The organism is Fusobacterium sp. IOR10 (assembly GCF_010367435.1).
Lineage (GTDB): Bacteria > Fusobacteriota > Fusobacteriia > Fusobacteriales > Fusobacteriaceae > Fusobacterium_B.
Genome location: NZ_WJWY01000011.1, coordinates 49,150 through 70,619 on the forward strand (window position 1 = coordinate 49,150; position 21,470 = coordinate 70,619).

Annotated in this window: 16 protein-coding genes and 1 tRNA gene; 4 read left to right on the forward strand and 13 right to left on the reverse strand. The window is 25.0% G+C overall.

The features are described 5' to 3' along the window. Positions 1-3: 3 nt before the first annotated feature. The 3 genes from GIL12_RS04685 to GIL12_RS04695 form a co-directional block, all read right to left on the reverse strand. On the reverse strand, positions 4-2,043 hold the full coding sequence (locus tag GIL12_RS04685) for a transglycosylase domain-containing protein (RefSeq protein WP_163469207.1): 2,040 nt from the start codon (positions 2,041-2,043) through the stop codon (positions 4-6). A 21-nt stretch (positions 2,044-2,064) separates the two neighbouring features. Further along, the gene (gene rlmN, locus GIL12_RS04690; RefSeq protein WP_163469208.1) at positions 2,065-3,117 is read right to left on the reverse strand and encodes a 23S rRNA (adenine(2503)-C(2))-methyltransferase RlmN; all 1,053 of its coding nucleotides are present in this window, start codon (positions 3,115-3,117) and stop codon (positions 2,065-2,067) included. 68 nt (positions 3,118-3,185) lie between these two features. After that, on the reverse strand, positions 3,186-4,304 hold the full coding sequence (locus GIL12_RS04695) for an alanyl-tRNA editing protein (RefSeq protein WP_163469209.1): 1,119 nt from the start codon (positions 4,302-4,304) through the stop codon (positions 3,186-3,188). A gap of 126 nt (positions 4,305-4,430) precedes the next feature. Here GIL12_RS04695 and GIL12_RS04700 point away from each other — a divergent pair. The 3 genes from GIL12_RS04700 to GIL12_RS04710 all read left to right on the forward strand — a co-directional run bounded on the left by GIL12_RS04700 (position 4,431) and on the right by GIL12_RS04710 (position 5,715). Then, positions 4,431-4,517 (forward strand) — tRNA-Leu (locus GIL12_RS04700). 370 nt (positions 4,518-4,887) lie between these two features. Next, complete coding sequence (locus tag GIL12_RS04705) at positions 4,888-5,406, forward strand: toxin-antitoxin system YwqK family antitoxin (protein ID WP_163469241.1); 519 nt, start codon at positions 4,888-4,890, stop codon at positions 5,404-5,406. Between the two features lie 141 nt (positions 5,407-5,547). Further along, a complete protein-coding gene (locus tag GIL12_RS04710; protein WP_163469210.1) occupies positions 5,548-5,715 on the forward strand; it encodes a hypothetical protein in 168 nt (55 codons plus the stop codon). A gap of 144 nt (positions 5,716-5,859) precedes the next feature. Here GIL12_RS04710 and GIL12_RS04715 read toward each other — a convergent pair whose 3' ends face one another. The 9 genes from GIL12_RS04715 to GIL12_RS04755 form a co-directional block, all read right to left on the reverse strand. Then, a complete protein-coding gene (locus GIL12_RS04715; RefSeq protein WP_163469211.1) occupies positions 5,860-6,342 on the reverse strand; it encodes a hypothetical protein in 483 nt (160 codons plus the stop codon). 384 nt (positions 6,343-6,726) lie between these two features. Next, the gene (locus tag GIL12_RS04720) at positions 6,727-7,458 is read right to left on the reverse strand and encodes a M48 family metallopeptidase (protein WP_163469212.1); all 732 of its coding nucleotides are present in this window, start codon (positions 7,456-7,458) and stop codon (positions 6,727-6,729) included. Next, positions 7,458-10,550 carry a type I restriction endonuclease subunit R gene (locus GIL12_RS04725; RefSeq protein ID WP_163469213.1) on the reverse strand — a complete coding sequence of 1,031 codons (3,093 nt, stop codon included), beginning with the start codon at positions 10,548-10,550 and terminating at the stop codon, positions 7,458-7,460. The genes GIL12_RS04720 and GIL12_RS04725 overlap by 1 nt, the downstream gene beginning before the upstream one ends. A gap of 14 nt (positions 10,551-10,564) precedes the next feature. Further along, positions 10,565-11,779, reverse strand: coding sequence for a restriction endonuclease subunit S (locus GIL12_RS04730; protein ID WP_163469214.1), 1,215 nt, complete (start codon positions 11,777-11,779; stop codon positions 10,565-10,567). A gap of 13 nt (positions 11,780-11,792) precedes the next feature. Continuing rightward, a complete protein-coding gene (locus GIL12_RS04735; RefSeq protein WP_163469215.1) occupies positions 11,793-13,325 on the reverse strand; it encodes a type I restriction-modification system subunit M in 1,533 nt (510 codons plus the stop codon). 375 nt (positions 13,326-13,700) lie between these two features. Further along, a complete protein-coding gene (locus tag GIL12_RS04740) occupies positions 13,701-14,813 on the reverse strand; it encodes an AbiH family protein (protein WP_163469217.1) in 1,113 nt (370 codons plus the stop codon). 74 nt (positions 14,814-14,887) lie between these two features. Then, positions 14,888-15,568 (reverse strand): hypothetical protein, encoded by a 681-nt coding sequence (locus tag GIL12_RS04745; RefSeq protein ID WP_163469219.1) that lies wholly within the window; start codon positions 15,566-15,568, stop codon positions 14,888-14,890. 961 nt (positions 15,569-16,529) lie between these two features. Continuing rightward, positions 16,530-18,287, reverse strand: a complete 1,758-nt coding sequence (locus GIL12_RS04750) for a hypothetical protein (RefSeq protein WP_163469221.1) — start codon at positions 18,285-18,287, stop codon at positions 16,530-16,532. Between the two features lie 161 nt (positions 18,288-18,448). Further along, on the reverse strand, positions 18,449-19,057 hold the full coding sequence (locus tag GIL12_RS04755; protein WP_163469223.1) for a hypothetical protein: 609 nt from the start codon (positions 19,055-19,057) through the stop codon (positions 18,449-18,451). 231 nt (positions 19,058-19,288) lie between these two features. On the opposite strand from GIL12_RS04755, the gene GIL12_RS04760 reads away from it, so the two are divergent. Then, positions 19,289-20,371, forward strand: coding sequence for a Fic family protein (locus GIL12_RS04760; protein ID WP_163469225.1), 1,083 nt, complete (start codon positions 19,289-19,291; stop codon positions 20,369-20,371). A gap of 264 nt (positions 20,372-20,635) precedes the next feature. On the opposite strand, the gene GIL12_RS04765 is transcribed toward GIL12_RS04760, so the two are convergent. Then, positions 20,636-21,433 carry a class I SAM-dependent methyltransferase gene (locus tag GIL12_RS04765; protein ID WP_163469226.1) on the reverse strand — a complete coding sequence of 266 codons (798 nt, stop codon included), beginning with the start codon at positions 21,431-21,433 and terminating at the stop codon, positions 20,636-20,638. Positions 21,434-21,470 lie beyond the last annotated feature (37 nt).

The window sequence follows — 21,470 nt, forward strand, 5'->3', positions numbered from 1 at the left end:
CTCCTACTTATATAAAATATCTTGAATATTTTTATTGTATTTGTCTTCTTTTTCTAACTCTATCCTATTATTTTTTAATAAGAATTTTCTTTTTGTTTTTGAGCTTTCTCTAAGTCCTGAAAGGGCACCTAAATCTTGATAATATAATTCACCATTTAGAACTAAATTATCTATAAATTCAAATTTACTTGGAGCATAATACCCCTCATCAATTATTTTTTTATAATATTCTCTCCAGATAGGAGCTGCAAGGCCACCACCAGTTTTTTTGTGCATTTTTGAATTATCATCATAACCTAAATAAACAGTTGTTGCATATTCAGGAGTTATTCCAGCATACCAAACACTTCTTGAATCATTAGTGGTACCTGTTTTTCCCCCTTGGGAAATTCTCTTTCCTCTTTTTGTTATAACCTTTGCCCTTGTACTAGTTCCACTTTCCACAGAATTTTCAAGTAAATTTGTAGTTAAGGCTATGTCCTTTGAATCAAAAACCTTTGTTATTTTAGGAGTATTTTTAATCAATGTATTTCCATTTTTGTCCTTAACTTCTATAACCACTAGTGGTTCTACTACATAACCTCCATTTGAAAAAACAGAGTATGCTTTGGCTAAGTTTAAGGGACTAGATGACACTGACCCTAAGGCTGCTGTTAGATCCCTAGGAGGGTTAAGATTTGAATCTAATTTTCCAACAACATCAAAAAGTTTATTGAATCCAACACCTTTTAGTAATTTTATAGCTACCATATTTATTGATCTATTTAATCCTTCAACTAAAGTTATATTTTTTCTAAACAATGTACCGTAGTTTCTAGGAGCCCAATTACCTTGCACAAGTCTTGAATCTTCTATAATTGTATTTTCACTTTTACCATCTAAAATTGCAGTGAAATATACAAAGGGTTTAAAGGAAGATCCTATTTGTCTATTTGCCATGATTGCTCTATTAAAATTCCTAGGTTTAAAATTCTTTCCTCCAACTATTGAAGTTATGTATCCATTGGAAGAGTTTATACTTATCATTCCACCTTGTAATTTTTCATCTTCCATCATTGGTTTATAATTATCAAATGTCTCTTCTGCTATTTTTTGCATGTCAAAATTTAATGTTGTATACACTTGTAATCCATCATTATAGATTGCTTCTTCATCAAAATTTTCAATTAAATAGTCATGAACTAAGTCTGTAAAACTAGGAGCTAGTGATTTATTTATAACTTCTCTGTTATAAATAATTGTGGTATTTTTCAAATTGATTTTCCCAATATCCTTAACATCATCTATCTTTACAAATTTATGTTTCATAGCTATTTCATATTCTTCTTTTGTTATCATATTAAATTTTTTCATTTGACTTAATACAATTCTCATTCTATTTAAAGATGCCTCTAAATTTCTTCTAGGATTATAGTATCTTGGCCTATTTGGAATACCTGCAAGAACTGCTGCCTCTGGAATGTTAATATTACTTATATCCTTGTGAAAAAGAGATTTAGCTGCACTTTTAATACCATAGTCTCCCTCTCCAAAATATATCTCATTTAAATATTTTTCAAAGATTTCATCCTTAGTATAAGTCTTTTCTATTTCTATTGTTAATATAGCTTCTTTTATTTTTCTAGATAGTTTTTTGTCGTGACTTAAAAAGGCATTTCTTGCAAGTTGTTGAGTAAATGTACTTGCTCCTTGCCTTGCACTTTTATATCTTATATTTATTACTATAGCTCTTAAAATACCTATAGGGTCTATTCCATAATGACTATAAAATCTCCTATCTTCAATTGCTAAAAAAGCATTTCTTGAAATCATTGGTACTTCTTCTATTCTAGCTGGAATTCTTATTTCCTTGTATAACTCGTCTATTTGTTTACCATTAATATCGTAAACTCTAGTTGGAATTGAAGGTGAGTAAGATTCTATTAGTTCTGCTATATTTGGAAGCTCTTTCTTGTAATGATGAACAATTCCAAATACTCCTATTACTCCCACTAAAAAGCTTAAAATACAACCTGCTAATATTATTTTAAAAATTTTTTTCATAAATATACTCCATAAATAAAATTATTTAGTTACGTTTCTTCTTCTCAATTGACCGCAAGCACCGTCTATATCTGTTCCCTTTTCTCCTCTAATTATTACATTAACTTTTCTGTCATTTTTTAAATAATTATAGAATTTTTCTATTTTCTTTTGACTTGGTCTTTCAAATTCATTATCTAAAACTGGGTTGTAAGGAATTAAATTTAATGCATGATCAAATGAATGAATGAAATTAGCTAAAACTTCAGCATCTCCTTGAGAAACATTAACTTCTTTTATTAGAATATATTCAAAAGTTATTCTTCTATTAGTTGCTCTTTGATATTGAACTAATGTACTAAATAAATCTTCTAAAGGATATTTTTTATTTATTGGAACAAGCATGTTTCTTTTTTCATTATCAACTGCATGTAAAGAAATTGCCAATCCAACTGGTAATTTTTCCTCTAAAAGTCTTTCAATTCCTGTTACTATACCTGAAGTAGAAACTGTTATTTTTCTCTTTGAAATATTTAATCCATTTTCATCTGATAAAATTCTAATTGATTTTATTAAATTTTCAATGTTTAAAAATGGTTCTCCCATTCCCATGAAAACAATATTATTTATTGTTTCCCCTTTGTTTCTAAGTCTTCTTTCCACTGTGTAAACTTGATTTAATATTTCATGAACATCTAAATTTCTTTCAAAACCAGAAGCTCCTGTTGCACAAAAAGCACATTTAACTGGGCATCCAACTTGACTAGATATACAAATAGTGATTCTTTCTTTATGTTTTAATAAAACTGTTTCTATTGTATTTCCATCTTGTAATCCGAATAAAAATTTCTCTGTTCCGTCTTTCTTTGATACTTGATGATTTAGTAAATTTAATAATGGGATATATGCATGTTCTGCTAAAACTTCCCTTGATTTCAATGAAAGATTAGTCATATCATGTACATTCCTTGCAATTTTACTGTGTAGCCATCCGTATATTTGTTTACCGTTAAACTTTTTCATTCCCAAAGAAACTACTAAGTCTGTAAGTTCCTTTTCGTTTAAGTTTAAAAGCTCTTTTTTTAAGTTTTCCATTTTTCCTCCAAAATTATAAAGTCTAAGATTAATTATACCAAACTTTCTTGAAAATAACAATCTTTATACTATAAAATGTTTTTAAAAATTTTAAAAATTTCCTCTTTTTCAATACTTCCCTTAATATTTCCTTGTTTTCCTTTCCCTCCACCTTTAAAGTTAGGGTGTGTTTTTCTTATTTTTTGTATTAGTTCTCCGCAATCTAGACAATTACTAATAAGCATTATATTTTCATCAGTTAGACCTATTAAAGTTAGGTTTTTATCAAATATTTTTTTCATACAATTGATTACTTCTTTAGGCTCTTCTAATATAACTATTTTGTTTCCATTTATGTCTATAATATTATCATCTAAATTATTATACAATACATGGGTATATTTTTCATTAATATCGTTAAATTCTTTCTTTAAAATGTCATAATTTTTAAATTGATTATCCACATATGAAACTATTTCATTATCTTTACAACTAAATTTATGTTTTAATTCCTTTACAATTTCACTTTTCATTTCATAATCATCTATTGCTCTTTGTCCTGCTATTATTGAAAATCTTGTGTTTTTACCCTTTGTTTCTCTAGATATAAGTTTAACTAATCTTATATCTTTTAAATCACTAGCATGAAATCCTGCACAGGCACAAGTATCAAACTTTGAAATCTTTACAATTCTAATGTCTTCATTTTTTATTTTTGAACTTACAGGTTTTCTTAGGGCTATTGCTTCAGCTTCCTCTGGGGAACAAATTTTAGTCTTTATTTCTCCACCTTTTTTCACAGCTAAATTAACTTCTTTCATTAAATTTTTAACATCTTCATCTGTTATGTTATTTGAATCTAAGTCAACTGTTGTAAATGTTTCTGTCATTCTAAATCCAACATTATTTAAATTAAATTTTTCTTTGGCAATTCCTGAAAATAAATGTTCTGCACTATGTTGAATAGCTATATCTTCTCTTCTTTCTAGATCTATTTCATAATCATATGTTCCAGCATCTATTTTATTTTCCAATATAACCTTATCTTCAGCTACTTTTAATATTTTTGATCCTCCAATATTTCCTCTATCTCCCAATTGTCCACCTTTTCCATCAGGATAAAGCTTTAGGGAAAATATATCAACATATTGAACCTCTACTTCATACCCTTCCTTTGTTTTATTGCAAGAATTCACTTGTATTTTCATCTAAATTTTCCTCCTATCTTTCTTCTATCTTTATCTATTACATTATACTACACTTTTTAAAAATAATTAATTTTTTAAAAAAAATATTGACATATTTCATAAAATGAGATATCATAACTGAGTAGTGCCTGAGTGATGGAATTGGTAGACGTAGGAGACTCAAAATCTCCCGGTGCTTGCACCTTGCGGGTTCGAGTCCCGCCTTAGGCACCATTAAATTTATAACTTTGCATAAAGTTATAAAACCCTTGTAAAACAATGCTTTGAGCAAATCATTATTCTTTTTGTCGGTATACAATTGCATATGTTTTCAAATTTACAACAAACAAGAAACAAACAAAAGCTAGAATTAATTTTCTAGCTTTTTTATTTTTTTGAAATTTTATAATTCCAATTTTAAAGAAAATACTCTCTTTTAAAAATTATTATAGAATTTTAATAAGTAATTAATATTTTAAAGTATTGATTTTATTTAATTGATGTTATATAAATATAGTGTTAGTGTTTTTAATTACTTAAATGAAAGTAACTTAGAAATAAAAAAATTCTTATAAAAAATATAATTAATCAAAAGGAGATAGATATGAAAAAAATATTAACTGTTTTAATTTTAGGAATGTGTTTTATGGTTACAGGATGCAAAGATAAACATCCTGTGTTAGAAAATAGGATGATTAATGGTTCTGTTGTTGTTTATAATACTAATAATAATAAGCCCTATACTGGAGAATATAATGTGACTAGCTATAATAAATTAAATGATGCCTATGTTATAACAGAAAAAAATTCTTATAAAAAAGGCTTGAAAGATGGTGCATGTTATATTTATAGCCAAGATGGAGTATTAGAAAAGAAAGATATATATATAAAAGGAAAATTATTAACTTCTAATACATATTATGAAAATGGGCAGCTTAAAATAAAATATGCTTTAGGTGAGAATGGAAAGCCTATGGGACCTTTTGAAACATATTATGAAAACGGTCAACTTCAATCAAAAGGTACTATTGGAGAATTAGAAGAAAAAATAGGAATTTGGGAATATTATTATGAGAACGGCCAGTTAAAAACTAAGGAAAATTATAATCGTGTTGAAAATTAAAGAATTAATTTGTTTGTTAATGTTATTAAGACACTCAAAAAAATTAAACAATATAAAAAATATGAGGTATAATTGAGAATATAAAATAATTTTATAAATAAATAATATAACATCAAGTGGGATGAAAGGAGATGATAATACTTGTTATTAACAATAATAATAATTTTAGTAATAGGTTATATTATAGTTAAAAGTTTTATTAATGATCTAGCATTTTTGGTAGGTAAGATATTTGATAAAATAGATAGAGAAGAAGATGAATTAGAAAGAATAGAGAAGGAAAAGAAGAAAAAGGAAGAAAAATATTAAAAATATAAAAGTGAACTGTTGATAAATAATACCTTTTATAATAAATATAAAAATTAGGGTGCCTTAAATGGCACCCTTCTCTTATACTATTTTTTCTGAGTATTCTTTTGATTTATTTTTAAATATTAGATTTGAAAATTATAACTAATATACTTCTCTATCATAGATATATTGCTGCATTGAGTAATCATTAGGATATTTTCTAATAGCTTTATTTCTAGCCCTGGAATTTGTTGTGGACCTCATGTAGTTTTTTGAAGAGAGTTGTCTATTGTAGGTATATTGTTGCATTGAGTAATCGTTAGGATATTTATAAATTGCAATATTTTTAACTTCATTATCAGTAACAGTCTTCATATAGTTTTTCGAAGAGAGCTGTCTATTATATGTGTATTGTTGCATTGAGTAATCATTAGGGTACTCATAGGTTGCAATATCTTCAACTTCTTTGTCACTAACAGTAGCCATATAATTATAAGCAGAGAGTTGTCTGTTATAGATGTATTGCTGCATTTGTTTATCGTTGGGATATTCTCTTTTAGCTATATTCATTATCTCACTATTATAAGAAAAAGAAATACTACATGTTAATACCATCGTTACTAAAAATATTAATCCTTTTTTCATTTTATTTATCTCCTCCTCATAAATTTATTTAGTTTCTTTGCATAACTCTTTACTTGATTATATACCCATATGTTATTTAGTTCAAGGTGTTTGTACACTGTAAACTTAAAACAGAATATAGATATATAGAAAATATTTTAGAATGTGGTATAATATCAGAGGTGATTAATATATGTGGACTAAAGAAAAAATAAAAGAAATATTATTAGAAGAATATTATAATAATAACTGTTTAACACTAAGTTAAATAGAAATAGACAAAATATAAAGAAGAATATCCCTCTCTAAAAAAACCTTAGAAATTAATCTAAGGTTTAAATGTTATTTATTTAATATTTATAAACTTTATTCTAACTTTAGTTTTTTTGTATTAAAATTTAAAGTCTACAATTTCAAATACTTCCCTTGTTCCTCTAACCTTGCCTTTCTCTTCTTCCAGTCAGGCATAAACACTGTAACTAAATTATAAAAATCCTTAGAATGATTAGGATGTACAAAATGGGATAATTCATGAAGTACTACATACTCTATACACTCCCTATCAATTTCTATAAGTTTTTTATTTAATATAATAGCTTCTTTTTTATAAAGACAAGAGCCCCATCTTTTAGTCATTTTTCTTATTTTTATTTTTGGTAAATTAACACCATATTTTTTAAATTTAGGATAAATGTTTTCTAAAATTTCTCCAAATATTTTTTTAGAAAAATCAGCATAATAACTTTCCATCATGTTTTTTTTCTTATTAAAATTATCTGGATTTTTAATATATAGATAAATATACACACCATCAGTTTTTATATATTCTTCTAATGATTTTATTACCTTAAGCCTCACAGCTCTACCTAAAAATATAAAAGTTTCTCCTGGTATATATCTTTTATCTGACTCCTTATAAATATTTTTATCATCTTCTACTTTCTCCAGATGATTTAGAATTAAATGCTCTTTTTTTCTTATAAAATTTTCAATTGCTTCAATAGAAAGTTCTAAATTAGCTGAAACAAAAATACTTCCGTCACTTTTTATTCTTAAATTTATATGTTTTACATTTTTTCTTTCTAAAGTAAATTTTAATATGTTTTCAGATAACTTAATTTCCATTTCTTCCTTCATTAGAATCTCCTTATTGCCACTGTTTTAACATTTTCAATTATTTGATCAATAGCATCTATGGATATTGTAATTTTCTTTTCATCCCCCATATCAAAAATTAAATCTTCAATAGCTCGGGATATTCTATTGTGAATTGTTTTATTTTCTCTCCAATCCACTTGGCTATGCTCTTTTATAATATTAGTTATTCCTATTGCTAAATCAGAAATAAAATCTTCATCTATAGATTCATTTAAATCATTTAATATAGGTAATAGCACCCCATAAAAAGCCCTTGCATGAACATTATCTTTAATTTTATCTGGACAACTAATATCTGATTTTTTGTTTGTGAAATCATCCATAAGTCTTTCCATTTTAGATAAATATTCTCCCTCTGATATTATTTTATTTTTATATTCTTCTAAAGTTTCTTTAATCTTTTTAGAAAAACTATCATAATATGCTGGATCCTCTTCTCTTTTGCTAGTAATAGTCTTTGTTAATCCACTTCTAATAGCATCTGCCTTTGATCTAGGAGAATTTAATCCCTTTAGTTGTTCCTTAAAATCATCCTTATTTAAAATATCTATAGGAGGAGTTATTTTTTTAAGACCTGAAACTAATATATGCTTATCTAATAAATTTTGCATTTGTTTTTCATATTCTTTATTGTCAATTCCATCTGCATATCTTATTTTTATTGTTCTTCTAACTTTTGAATAAAAAGCAAATTCACTTTTATATTTATTTACTTCTCCCCTCTTCATTGTTTTGTAAGCTTTTTCTGAATTAAGAACAGAATTTAAGTTTCTACCAAATTCACTTAATAAATTATAAAAATTTTCCCTTAGTTTTTTATCTTCCAATGATGCTTCAATCTCTTCAATATCATTTTTATTATTTAAATTAGTAAATAAACTTTTAAGTTGGCTATATGATTCTCTTAATTTTCCTAAGAAACTTAAAATATCAACTACTGTTCCTTTTAAATCTGCTTCTTCAAAATTTTCAAGTCCACTTTCTCCACTATAAGTTTCCATCGCTTCATTTAAATTAGGAAGTAAGCCTCTGTAATCAACAATAAGTCCATAATCCTTTCCTTCATGTATTCTATTTGCCCTAGCAATAGCTTGTAAAAGTCCATGTTCTTTTAATTGTTTATCAATATATAGTATTTGACATATTGGTGCATCAAATCCTGTTAAAAGTTTACTACAAACTATTAATATATCTATTTCTCCATCTTTAAATTTATTTGTAATAGTCTCTTCATAAGATTCAGGTGTTTTATATTTTTTCATCATTCTGTTCCAAAAATTTATAACTTTATTGTCAGTTTCAGAATCTATATCTTCCACTCCTTCTCTCATATCTGGAGATGAAATAATAACTTCACATTTTAAATCACTAAACTCCTCAAAACAATCTAAATATCTAACTGCATCCTTTTTTAAATTAGTTGCAAGCATTGCTTTAAAACCACTTGCCTTGTATCCTTTAGTGAAATGCTCATCTATATCCAAAGCTATCCTTCTAATTCTTCCATCTGTTGAAGTTAATCTTTTTACGCTACTCCATTTCTTTTTTAAATCTATTCTATTTTCTTCCACCATATTTTCAGTAGTTTTATCAAACCATAAATCTATATTTTCTTCATCTACTTTTTGTTCAACAAATTTTCCTTCATATACTAATGGAACTATTGTTCCATCTTGAACACCGTCAGAAATTGTATATTTGTGAATTATTTTCCCAAATTTACTCATTGTATTTTTTTCTTTTTTCATTAGTGGAGTCCCTGTAAATCCAACATAACAAGCATTTGGAAATACTACTCTCATTTTTGTTGCAAGTTGCCCATAGTTTGATCTATGGCTTTCATCTACTAGTACAAATATATTTTTTGATTCATTTTTTACATTTGATTTTTCAGCTATTTCAAATTTATTTATTACTGTAGTTATAATATCAACTTTGTTGCTATTAATAAGTTCTACTAGATTACTTCCAGAAGAAGCTTTTGCAACATTTAGTCCCACATGGGCAAATGTAGTTGATATTTGTCCGTCTAAAGCTTTTCTATCTGTCGTTATTATTATTTTAGGGTTAACTTTTCCCATTTCCATTAATATATATTTTGCTAGCATTACCATTGTTAAACTTTTTCCACTTCCTTGAGTATGCCAAATAACCCCACCTTGTCTATTTCCATGAGAATCATCAGTGTTAATTGTTTTTATAATTTCTTTAATGGCAAAATATTGTTGATATCTACATATTTTTTTAGTACCTGCATCGTATAGAATAAAATATTTTATAAATTCTTTAATACGTTCTAGAGAAAAAATTGATATTATATTTTTATCTTGAAGTGTTACTGTTCTCCCTGTAATATATTTGGAAATTTCAAAGTTAAGAAATTCTAAATCTTGTTCTTTCCATATATTCCAATATTTTTTAGGAGTTCCTGTTGTTGCATATTTAACATCATTTTTATTAGTTCCCATTATAATTTGAGAAAATTTAAATAATTGTGGAATATAATCATCTGTTTGATTTCTCAAATTTTGTTCAATAGCTTGACTTGTTGGAATATGTGGAGCTTTACATTCTATTACTCCAAAGGGAATTCCATTTATAAATAATACAATATCAGGTCTTGCATTCCTTTCTTTATCTAAACTATCCACTGAAAATTCTTCAGTTACATGAAATACATTATTTTCAAAATTATCCCAATCAATGTATTTAATATTAAAACCTAAACTTCTCCCATTATTAAGGGTTTCACTATAGGTTCCACCTAGTAGTAACATATCATATATTTTTTCACTAGTTGTTATTAAACCAGTAGTTAATGGCTCATCTAAATCCTTTATAGCTTTATGTATATTTCCAAGAGAAAAATTCTTTTCTTCCTCACCAAATTTAACTTTATTTATTTTTTGCAATTGTTTTTCTAAAATATCTTTTAAAAGAACATTATATAAATTTCCCCTTTGACTATTACATTCATCTGGGGATATGTATTCATACCCCATATTCTTCAATAGTTCAATAGCTGGAATTTGACTAGCTTCTAATTCTGAGTATGATTTTTCTTTCCCCATTAGTACACTCCTTATTATATAAACATTTGCTGTAATAAACCTTTTTTAATTTCCTTTAACTTCTCTATTTTATTTTCCATTAATTCTATTTCTTCATCTGCCATTGATAAGAAATTAGCTATTTTTTCTTGTTCTGGGAGAGAAGGTAAGATACATCTTATATTAGGAAAATCTTTTTTACTCATAACTCTATTTCTTCCAGCTCCACCAGGAGAAATCATAGCTAAAGAAAACTTAAATTGTTTTCTTTTTATATAGTGTTTAAAATAGTTAATATTTAGATTGAGTTTAGCTACATATGTTGGGAATCTGTGAGAAACTAATCTTCCAGTATCTTCTTTTTTGCAAATAGCAACCGCATGTTCCCAAGCGAAAGTGATCCTAACAATAAAATCATTTTCTTTTACTTTATATAGAGTATCCATAGAAATATTATTTGGATTTTCAATTTTTTTATGCATTGTTCCTTTAGCATGACTTCTAATTCCTAAAGTTTCATATGGAATTGAAGGTTTTGGAACGGGCCTTAAATTTAATATTAAAATTTCTCCTAATTTTTTTTCTTCCCACTGAGGATAATCATTTCCAAATTCATCTTTAAATCTTAATTCTTGACTAAATATCTTTTGCATATATCCTTTTTTATTTTCTTTTAGTAACTCTAATTTCTTTTCTTCTAGCTCTATCTCTTTATCAAATAAAGTTAAAAAATCAGCTATTTTTTCTTGTTCTGGAAGAGAAGGAAAATTAATTTTTAAAATTTTATATTCTTCAGCATTTATTCCTGGTTGACCAGAACGGAAAGACATAATTTTAATCCATTTTTTATAACTATTTTTTAATGTATTATAAAAAACAAATTTAGAATTATAACTATTTTTGATTTCAAATTTAATTAAAAATCCTGCAAAAAAAATATTTCCGTCTTCTTCTTTATATAAATATGTTTTCCCGGTACTCGCTCCTGTTCTTGCAAATAATAAATCATTTTTTTTTAATTTAAATTTCTCGTCAACTATTTCTAATGGCGATGTTAAAGGATTTGGAATAAATCGATTATTCTTTTCACTTATATCTGTAATTCTAATATATTTATTTTTTCCATCATACACAGTAGAAGCAGAATTCATTCCATAACTTATGTTTTTAGAAATATCTCCTAATTTTTTCTCTTCCCACTCCCCTGTAAATTCAGGAAATCTTAATTTAGGTACTTTTTGTTCATTCATAGTTATGTCCCCCTTATAGTCCTAATTCTTTAAGATATTCTTGAAGTTTACTTCTTACTTCTACTAATTCTTCGTCAATTTTTTCTATTTCCTGTTTTACTTCTTGTATATTTACAGGTTCTTCCTCTTCAAAAGTATCTACATATCTTGGAATATTTAAATTAAAATCATTTTCTTTTATTTCTTCCAAAGTTGCAATATGAGAGAATTTTTCTATTTCTTTACGTTCTTTATAAGTTTCTACTATTCTTTTAATATCTTCTTCTCTTAAGGTATTTTGATTTTTTCCTTTTTCAAAACAATCTTCACCACTAGCATCTATAAATAATACATCTTTATTATTTTTATTTTTCTTAAAAATCATTATACAAGCTGGAATACTTGTTCCAAAGAATAAATTTGGTGGTAATCCTATAACTGCATCAACTAAATTAAGTTCTAATAAACTTCTTCTAATCTTTCCTTCACTTGAACCTCTAAACAATGTTCCATGAGGTAATACCACAGCCATTCTTCCATTTTCTTCATCTAATGAATTTATCATATGCAAAACAAAAGCATAGTCTCCCTTTGATTTTGGTGGAACTCCCAATGTAAATCTTTTATAAGGATCTAAACTAGCGCTCATTTTTGCTGGCTTTCCTTTTTCATCTAATCCAGAGTCTGGTAAAAATCCACTATCCCATTTATCTAAACTAAATGGTGGATTAGCTACAACCACTTGGAACTTCATTAAATTGTCGTTTTCTATGTTCTTAGGACTTGCTAAAGTATCTCCTAACCAAATATTTGCATCTTCTACCCCATGAAGAAACATATTCATTAAACAAAGAGCTCTTGTTTGTGCATTACTTTCTTGCCCGTATATAGCTACTTTTTTATTTAAAACTTTTTTATAAGCTTTTAATAATAAACCCCCTGACCCACAAGTTGGATCATATATTCTATCATTTTCCACAGGCTCTGCTAATCTTGAAACTAATTCTGAAATTTCACTTGGAGTAAAAAACTCTCCACCTTTTTTACCTGCATCAGATGCAAATTTTGAGATCATATATTCATAAGCATCTCCAATAATATCATTACTTTCTATTTCTTCTGGTCTTAAATCCAGTCCATTAAAATCATCTAATAAATTCTTAAGAATTGCATTCTTTTCCTTTGCTGCTCCAAAATCAACTTGTGAATTAAAATCAATAGCTCTAAATACATCTTTTAATTTATCACTGTTTTTATCTTCAATGTGAGACAATGCTACATTAATTTTTTGTCCTATTTCACTATCATTTTTATTGGCATATAGATAATCAAAAGTAGATTCTTCATCTAAAACAAAACTTTCATAGCTTAAGGCTCTTTCTATTCTAACCTTATTCCCTTTATAATTTTCTGTTAATTTTTGAACTTTTGATTTATGTACATCACTTAAATATTTTACAAATAGCATTGATAAAATATAGTCCTTATATCTTGAACTATCTATTTTACCTCTAAAACTATCACTGGCACTCCATAAAACATTTTCTATATCTGTTTTCGTTGTCATTTTCTTTTCTCCTTTTATTTGCTTATCATATGTTACTTTCAATAAATCTAATAATTTATTTGTTTGGCTATTTTCCTTAAATGTTCTCAGGAGGAAAATTTTCTAATATAAAGCATCCATATTTCTTAACCCTTATATAAAACAATTATACACTAATTCATTGAGTTTAAAAATAGATAATTTTATTTTCAATTAAAATATATTTATAAACATATATTTATTTTTTATAAATCGCCCACAATTAAAATTTCTAAAATTTTTATGATTATTTATTGTTAAAATATAAACACTTTTATTTTAAATATAACAATTTAAAATAAAATTACAAAGGAAGAGAAAATTTCCCTCTTCCTTTTATTCCCAAGAATATTATTTTCAATTACAAGAAAATTCTTTTATTTCTCCTTCAAATCCTATTTTTTTTATTAATTCTATATAGTTTAAATTTTCTTTATGATTATAATCGTTTAAATACCAAGTAACATCTTTTCCATTAACTTTTTTTATTATTTCTTCTATATAAACCTGATCTACTTTACCATAAGAAAATCCATAAGAATAAATTTCATCTACATTTTTAAATTTTTCGAAAAAATCTTTTACCTTTTTTCTCTTAATAATTTTTTCTGTTTTTTTCCTTAATTTTTCATCCAACTCATAGATTGCCTCTCCATTAGTTGTTTGTATTAATTCACACTCCTTTAAATATTCATCTTTTTCAGATAACAATTCAAAGCCCTCATGCCCATAAATAATTTTTTCACCTACTTTCCCATGTATATGAAGAATATTATTCAATTTAACATTATAAATTTCTTCTAAAAGATTAGTGTAATTAAAAGTTAAAAAAAGAGTTTCCTCATTTGTTCTCTCTTCTAAATCTTTAAATTTATTAGCTTTATTCACATCAACTAAACCAATCCAATTTCTAAAAGAAATATGTAAGTCTTCTAACATTTCAAATATTTCACTCTGAACCTCTCTATTTTGATCTAAAATTCTATTCGCTTCGTTATAATCTAGACTCTTAAAAGGATTAGAATAATTATTAACTACTTCTAAATATATTTTTCCCAAAGAACTTTCAAATTCTTGCCAAGAATAAACTACTTCTATCAAATTTATAAAATATTTAGACCAATTGCTTTCATTTTCTAAATATTCTTGAAAATACATATCAATATCCTCTTTAGGGTAAGAATCAAAAAAATACTCTTCAATAATTTTTTTCATTACCATCGAAATTTTCTCTATACTATCATCTTCTAAAATCAAAGTGATTTCACTTTTCAAAATCTTTTCATTTGGACTATAATTTGTTAAATAATCATCACAATAATTGCAAAACTCTTCTAAAAAATTTAATTCTTCTTTTCTATATTTTTCCTTTAAAATTTGAATAATTAAAAATATTTTAAAATCATTGTATGATGTTTCTAACCTATGCCTCAAATCAAATCCATTACCTGTAATGAATAATTTACTCATAACCCCCTCCTACTATATAATAATCAAATTAATTTCTTAGTTATTTCTTACCTTTTAGATTCTTTACAAATTTTTTACAAATTATATACAACTATTGTTATTAATACCGCTATTACTATTAATGATAATTTCAATTTTTTGTTTAATTTTTCATTTTCAACATCTAAAGTTTCTGACTTTAATATATTATGAAGAACCACTTCTCTATTAGAACTAAAATCTAATTCAATAGATAAATCTATCATTTCTTTTACTCTGTCCTCTTCTAAATCAGCCGCCCCTTTTATATCATCAATAAATCCCCCAAACCATCCTCCATTATATTTTACTGCTCGAATTAATAAATCTTTCCAATCTTTTTCTCTTATTATTTTTTTCAAATAAATTCCTTCTCCTATTCCTTCTATTGTTAATATATCACTATAAATATCAAACAATCTAGAAAATCGCCATATTGTAATATAATTAAAAATTCTTTTTTTATTTTTACTTTTTGCATATTTTTCTAAATCATCTAATAAAATAAAATACATTGAATGGGGAATATACTCTAATTTATCCATATATTTTTTTCTAATTATTTTATTTAAAGATTTACAATTTGAATAAGAATCAAAATAAATACAATTATAAATATGATCTATTTTTTCTTGATTTTCTTCATTATAAAGTTTAGCTTCATTATCTAAATATTCCTTAGAATTAGAAGCATATACAGGCCTCTCTATATAGAATAATTTTATATCATTTTTCATAATTATCCTTCCTTTCTTTTTAAGTACCCTAAATATCTCTCTATTTTTTTATTTTGTTCCAAATATTCCATTTTTGATTTTTTAGATTTTTAAATAATTATATCTTAATTTACAGAAAAAAGAATTTACCATTTTATTTTAACTTATAAAAAGGAATTTTATAAGTTTTTTCTAATAATATATGCACAAAAGTAATAAGGAGATATTAATGTTATTATTGAAAATAATATTAATTTAATTCACATTACAGTTAATGACATAACAAATTTTATAAAAAACTATAAACATTTATTACCTTATAGAATTAAAAAATGGTTATAATTTCTTTTTAATAATATTTAAATAATTATCATAATTTAGATTATAAATTTAAATCGCATAGCAAGCGAACTGGCAGCTTCCTCTTATTACTATCTTTATATTAACTTATCCAGGAGGTTCTTCTATGATTGAGAATACACTTTTAAAAATATATTTGAATTGCTTCATTGAGTATTTAATCAAAATATTTAGCAATCTTAAAGAGGAAGGTATGCAGTATAAATTTATAATCTCTTTTATATTTTATAATAATTAATATTAATAGTATATTTTTTATAAAGAAACTCTCGATTTCTGAAATACTAATCTCCTGTTAAAGACAAGAGAGTTGGACTAGTAGATCACTAGCTCTCTTTTTATTTATAAAACAGTGAAGCTTCAGTTATTTCATGCCACTTTTCAACAAAATCAACCTTTTAGTATACGTTGTTCGGAATTTACTTTCTTATGAAAATGTTTTTGAGGAGCAACAATAGTTTTCCCTCTAGAAAATGTCAGAATTTTCTATTTTAAGAAAAATTATATTAGTATGCAGTGCAACTTCGCTCTAACTATAAAAAATCCTATTCCCTATCAGCCTGTATGCTATTTTCTCAGGCCATTTCTTTTAAAAATATCAAATTATCTACTAAATTATTTATTACTTAACTATTACTTTTTGTTTTATATTTTTTTTAAATTTTATAAATTCTACTAACAAAACTATTTTCTTTTCTTTATTTTTAACATTAGACCCTTTATTTAAATCTTCTTTTAATTCTTTTATATAATCATCTATATTGCTGCTATTTATAATTATTTTTTCATTCCTAATAACATTTAAATAAGTTAACCTCATTTCACCTTCTGAAATATTTCTTGTATCATTTAAAATATCTATCTCTGAATTATTTTCAAAATATTCTTCATCTATTACTTTTCTCTTCTCTTTACTTATTTGTTCTACTGATAATTTTAAAATTTCCTCAGCAAAAGTTAATGATGCTTTAATATCGTCCACAGTAAATTCAGAAATTAATTCTAATTTTTTAATTAATTTATTTTCCCCTTTTTCATCTTTATCAAGTCTTTTCTTAAGTTCTTTTATAATTTTTTCTAAAGATTCAACTTCTAATTCTTCTTTTAAAGCTTCTTCAAACTTACTATATTCATTAAAATAATCCGTAATTTTTTTTGTAGGCAATATAAATTGAAGTAAAGTCTTAATATTTCTGTTATATCTTAAATATAATTTTATTAAACTTTTTCTATACTCAATAGCTGTGACTTCTTCTTTGCCATTTTGATAATTACCATTTTCATCTATAGTTATTTTTTCTAATAAAGGATAATTTATTTTTTCTATTTCTCCGTCAATATCTGATACAAGAGCTTTTAGCTCGTCACTATTATCAATAACATACTCATTTCTATCAGATAATCCTTTTTCTAAAAACTTTTCATATTTTTCTTTTCTTTGATTAAAAGCATCTTCAGAATATCTATCTTTTATAAGCTTTAATCCTTCAGTTAATCTTCCTTGTATATTTTTTTCTATTTCTTCTATTTTAATTTCATCTTTATCTTTTTTTTCATTTTTATATACTTTCAACCTGTCATAATTATTCCCTGTATTTTTAGTAAAAAATAAATATCTTAAAAATATAATATTTTTATCAATTTTATTTTCGTCAATAGCATGATCGATATTATTAAATGAATATTCTTCTATTTCTTTTGCTGAAACATTTTTAAAAAAATCAGAAATTATTTTCCATTCTAATTCATAAACTTTATTTTCTTCGTCTATCTTCCTTATGAAATTTTTTAGTTGTTCTAAATACCTTGGAACCAACAATAGTTTTTTAAAATTTAAACTTATTTCAATAAAATTATTTATTGTTTGTATTTTTATATCAAACTTTTTATTATTTTTTTCTTTTTCTTCTTTCTTTTCTTTTTCAGTTTGGTTACCTCTTAAATTATCAATTACTTTCTCATCTATTTTCAATTTATTTTTCAATAAGTTTGCTTTAGATTTTAATTCCTTTTCAAAAAAATCTATTCTACTTATTGTTCTAGTTATAATCTTTTTTAAATCTAAACTTCCCTCTAATATTTCATCAATCTCTGCATCTTTAATATTAAATGAATGCTCTATATATTTATTAAAATACTCTTTAAACCCTTTTAAGCCTTTTTTTTCAGCAAATAATTCTTCCATATATTCTTCATCATATAAATATATTCTTTTTATCCCCTCTGGTATTCTTTCATCTATTATCGCTAACAAACTAATTATTCTATTTTTATCACTAATTCTTTCGAAATTATCCAAGCATAAAACTACACTTTTATTTGTAGTTTCCAGTTCTTTAATTTTATTTTCTAAATTTTTACTTTTATCTTCTACTTCCAATTTAAAAAAACTTAATATTGATTTACACCAAAAATTATTTTCTTCAAGTCCATTTAATAATTTATCTTTTATTTTTAAAATACCGTGCTTTTCAAATATATTATTTAACTCTCTCTCTATCTTTTCTATAATTCTTTTATTTTCAGTGAAAATAGATACATCTATATATATTTTTTCATGTTTTTTTCAGCATTTTCATCTCTATAAAAAAACTCATTAAGAAAAACTGTTTTTCCTATTCCCCATGCTCCTGTTATTGCTACAGCATCCATATTAAACAAATAGGTTTTCAACCTTTCTAATAAGTCCTCTCTACTTTCATATAATTCTTTTCTGTTTCCATCTTCTTCTGCTTCTAGATTATAAGATTCTTCTATAGAAAATATGACTTCTAAAACTAAAACTATTATTCCAAGCATTAAAAGTATAACTCCTTTATCTAAAATATTCCCTAAACAAGTTCCTGTTGTAAATGCAAATATTATTAATTCTATATACAATATTTTAAAAAATGTTTTATTTATTTCTGATAAAGAAACCTTACTTTCAATATACTTTATATAAAAGCATACATAAACTAATCCTGTAAATATTAACACTGTTATAATTTCCTTGATTCCAAAAGTATAAATATAATTTATATTTGTAATCATATCTTTTTCTAAAAATTTTTCTGTAATTATTCTAGAACTTAGCCCTTCTCTTAAAACTGCTCCTAATAAAAATGATCCTATAATTGTAATTATTTTTATAATATATTTTTTCCACATAATCTTATAACCTTCTTTTCTAATATTTTTTGTAAAATTAATCAATAAATTATTCTATATTTAATCAACATTTCCTTTTTTATTTTTTCATCTATTAAAATTATGCTATTTGCAACTAACACATTTTTTCTTTTTTATTATTTTTTTTAGTTGTAAAAAACAATAAAAAGTTGTATAATAGTTTTAAGAGTTTTTAAATAAATTAAAAAATAATAAAAGGAGAGATTTTATATGAAAAATCCATTTAGTCCTGGTTTATTACCACTAGAATTAAGTAATGAGATTCTAATTAGACTATACAAAAAAGCAATAGAAGCTAGAATTAAACTAACTAAATTTTCTATTTTATTAGAAAAAAGTTTCATTTCTGAAAATTTAATGTATTTATTTTCTTTAAATGAATCAGTTCAATCTACAAAAATAGAAGGTACACAAGCAACTTTTGATGAAGTTATGGAATCTGAAGTTACTAAGAAATATTCTTTAAATGTTATGGAAGTTATAAACTATATGCATACTTTAGATTTAGGAGTTAACCTATTAAAGACACTCCCTATTTCAACAAGATTAATATTAAGACTTCATGAAGAAATACTTAAAGATGGAAGAGGGAAAGATCGTTCTCCTGGTTCTTTTAGACAAGTTCAAAATTGGATTGGAAGAAATAACAGAATAGAAGATGCTACATATATTCCACCTTCTCCTGATATGGTAGAAAAATACATATCTAATTTAGAAAAATATATTAATGATGAAATAGCTGATGATATTGATCCAATTATAAAAATAGCAGTTATACATGCTCAATTTGAGAGTATTCATCCATTCTTAGACGGTAATGGAAGACTAGGAAGAGTTTTAATTATGCTTTACTTACTAGACAAAGGCATTATTAATAAACCTACATTCTTTGTTAGTGAAGAATTAGAAAAGAACAAATTAAAATATTATACTTTATTAAATAATTTAAGAACTGAAACTCCTAAATGGGAAGATTGGATAGTTTTCTTCTTACAGTCAGTAGTCAACCAGGCAAATAAAAATATAGACAAATTAAAAAGAGTTGAAACTCTTTATGATGAAATGAAAAAGTTTGCAAAAGAAAATAATGTTAAAACTGAATTTATAGATACTATATTTAAAAATCCTATCTTTTCAATTAAACAAGTTAGCGAATCAATGAATATTAGTTACAGTGCTTCAAAAACAAATATAAATAAATTATTATTAAGTAATAAAATATTTACAGATGATAAGAAAAGAAATAAAATTTATACATTTATAGATTTATTAGATATAATTAGATATAATTAGATAATAATTTCTATGCATTTTGGAATAATGGTGATGACAAAAAATGTCTTACATATGGAGATACTTTAAAGAAGCATCTATAAAAAATAAAAACATCAATCAAATAGTTTGACTTTCAAATCTAATTGTGATACTATTATTTTGTAACACATCTTTCACATTGCATTAACCCTAAGGTTCCACAAATTTTGGGGAATTCGACCTCGACATCGATTTATAAAAAAAGAAAACCTTTTAATTTAAAGGTTTTCTTTTTTTGTAATATTAAATTTTTATTTTATATTTATTAATTCTAAAATTATTAAAAATATTCATTTCTTCATCTGTTGGAGTCTTTAAAAAACTCCAACGGTTTTTCAATGCATCCATTATTTTAAAACCATTTTCATACACTAAATTCTCTATCTCATTTTCAATTTTATGTGGATCGTTATTTCCCCATTTAAAGAGTATGTTTTCTCCAAGAGCTTGTATTGATTCATTCATATTTTTTATGTTTATAATTTGTTCAGGGCAAACTTCTAAGATAATTAAAGAGTCAGGAAAATTAGATGCTATTTTTTTTAAAATCCAATAAACTTGGTCTTTAGTAAAAAACATCAATATTCCTTCAAATATAAAGATTCCCTTTCCTTGAGGGAAGGAAGATATAAATTTTGGATCTAAAATATTACCTGGAATATTAAATTCAGAAGCTGTTCGATCCACAATTTTATTTCTGTATTCAATTACTTCTGGTAAATCAACATTATACCAAGGCAATTTAATACTCAATCTTCTATTTCTAAAATCCAGTCCACATCCAATATTAGCTACAAAATCATAATCATTTTTTTTGAATTCTTCTTTTAAAATATTATCTATAATTATTGTTCTAGAAATAATTCCATTAAAACTTTTTAGATCATTATCAAATATTTTAAAATTAGAAGTTGATAAAATTTCACTTTCAAAGAGATGTACAGAAAACGGGTCATAAATTTCTTTTTCCCCTATAGATTCTTTGTACTTAAAATAAAGTGGTACAAATAATGTCAAGAAATGATAGAAAATATTTATCAAATAGTTTGACTTTCAAAGTTAATTATGATACTATTTC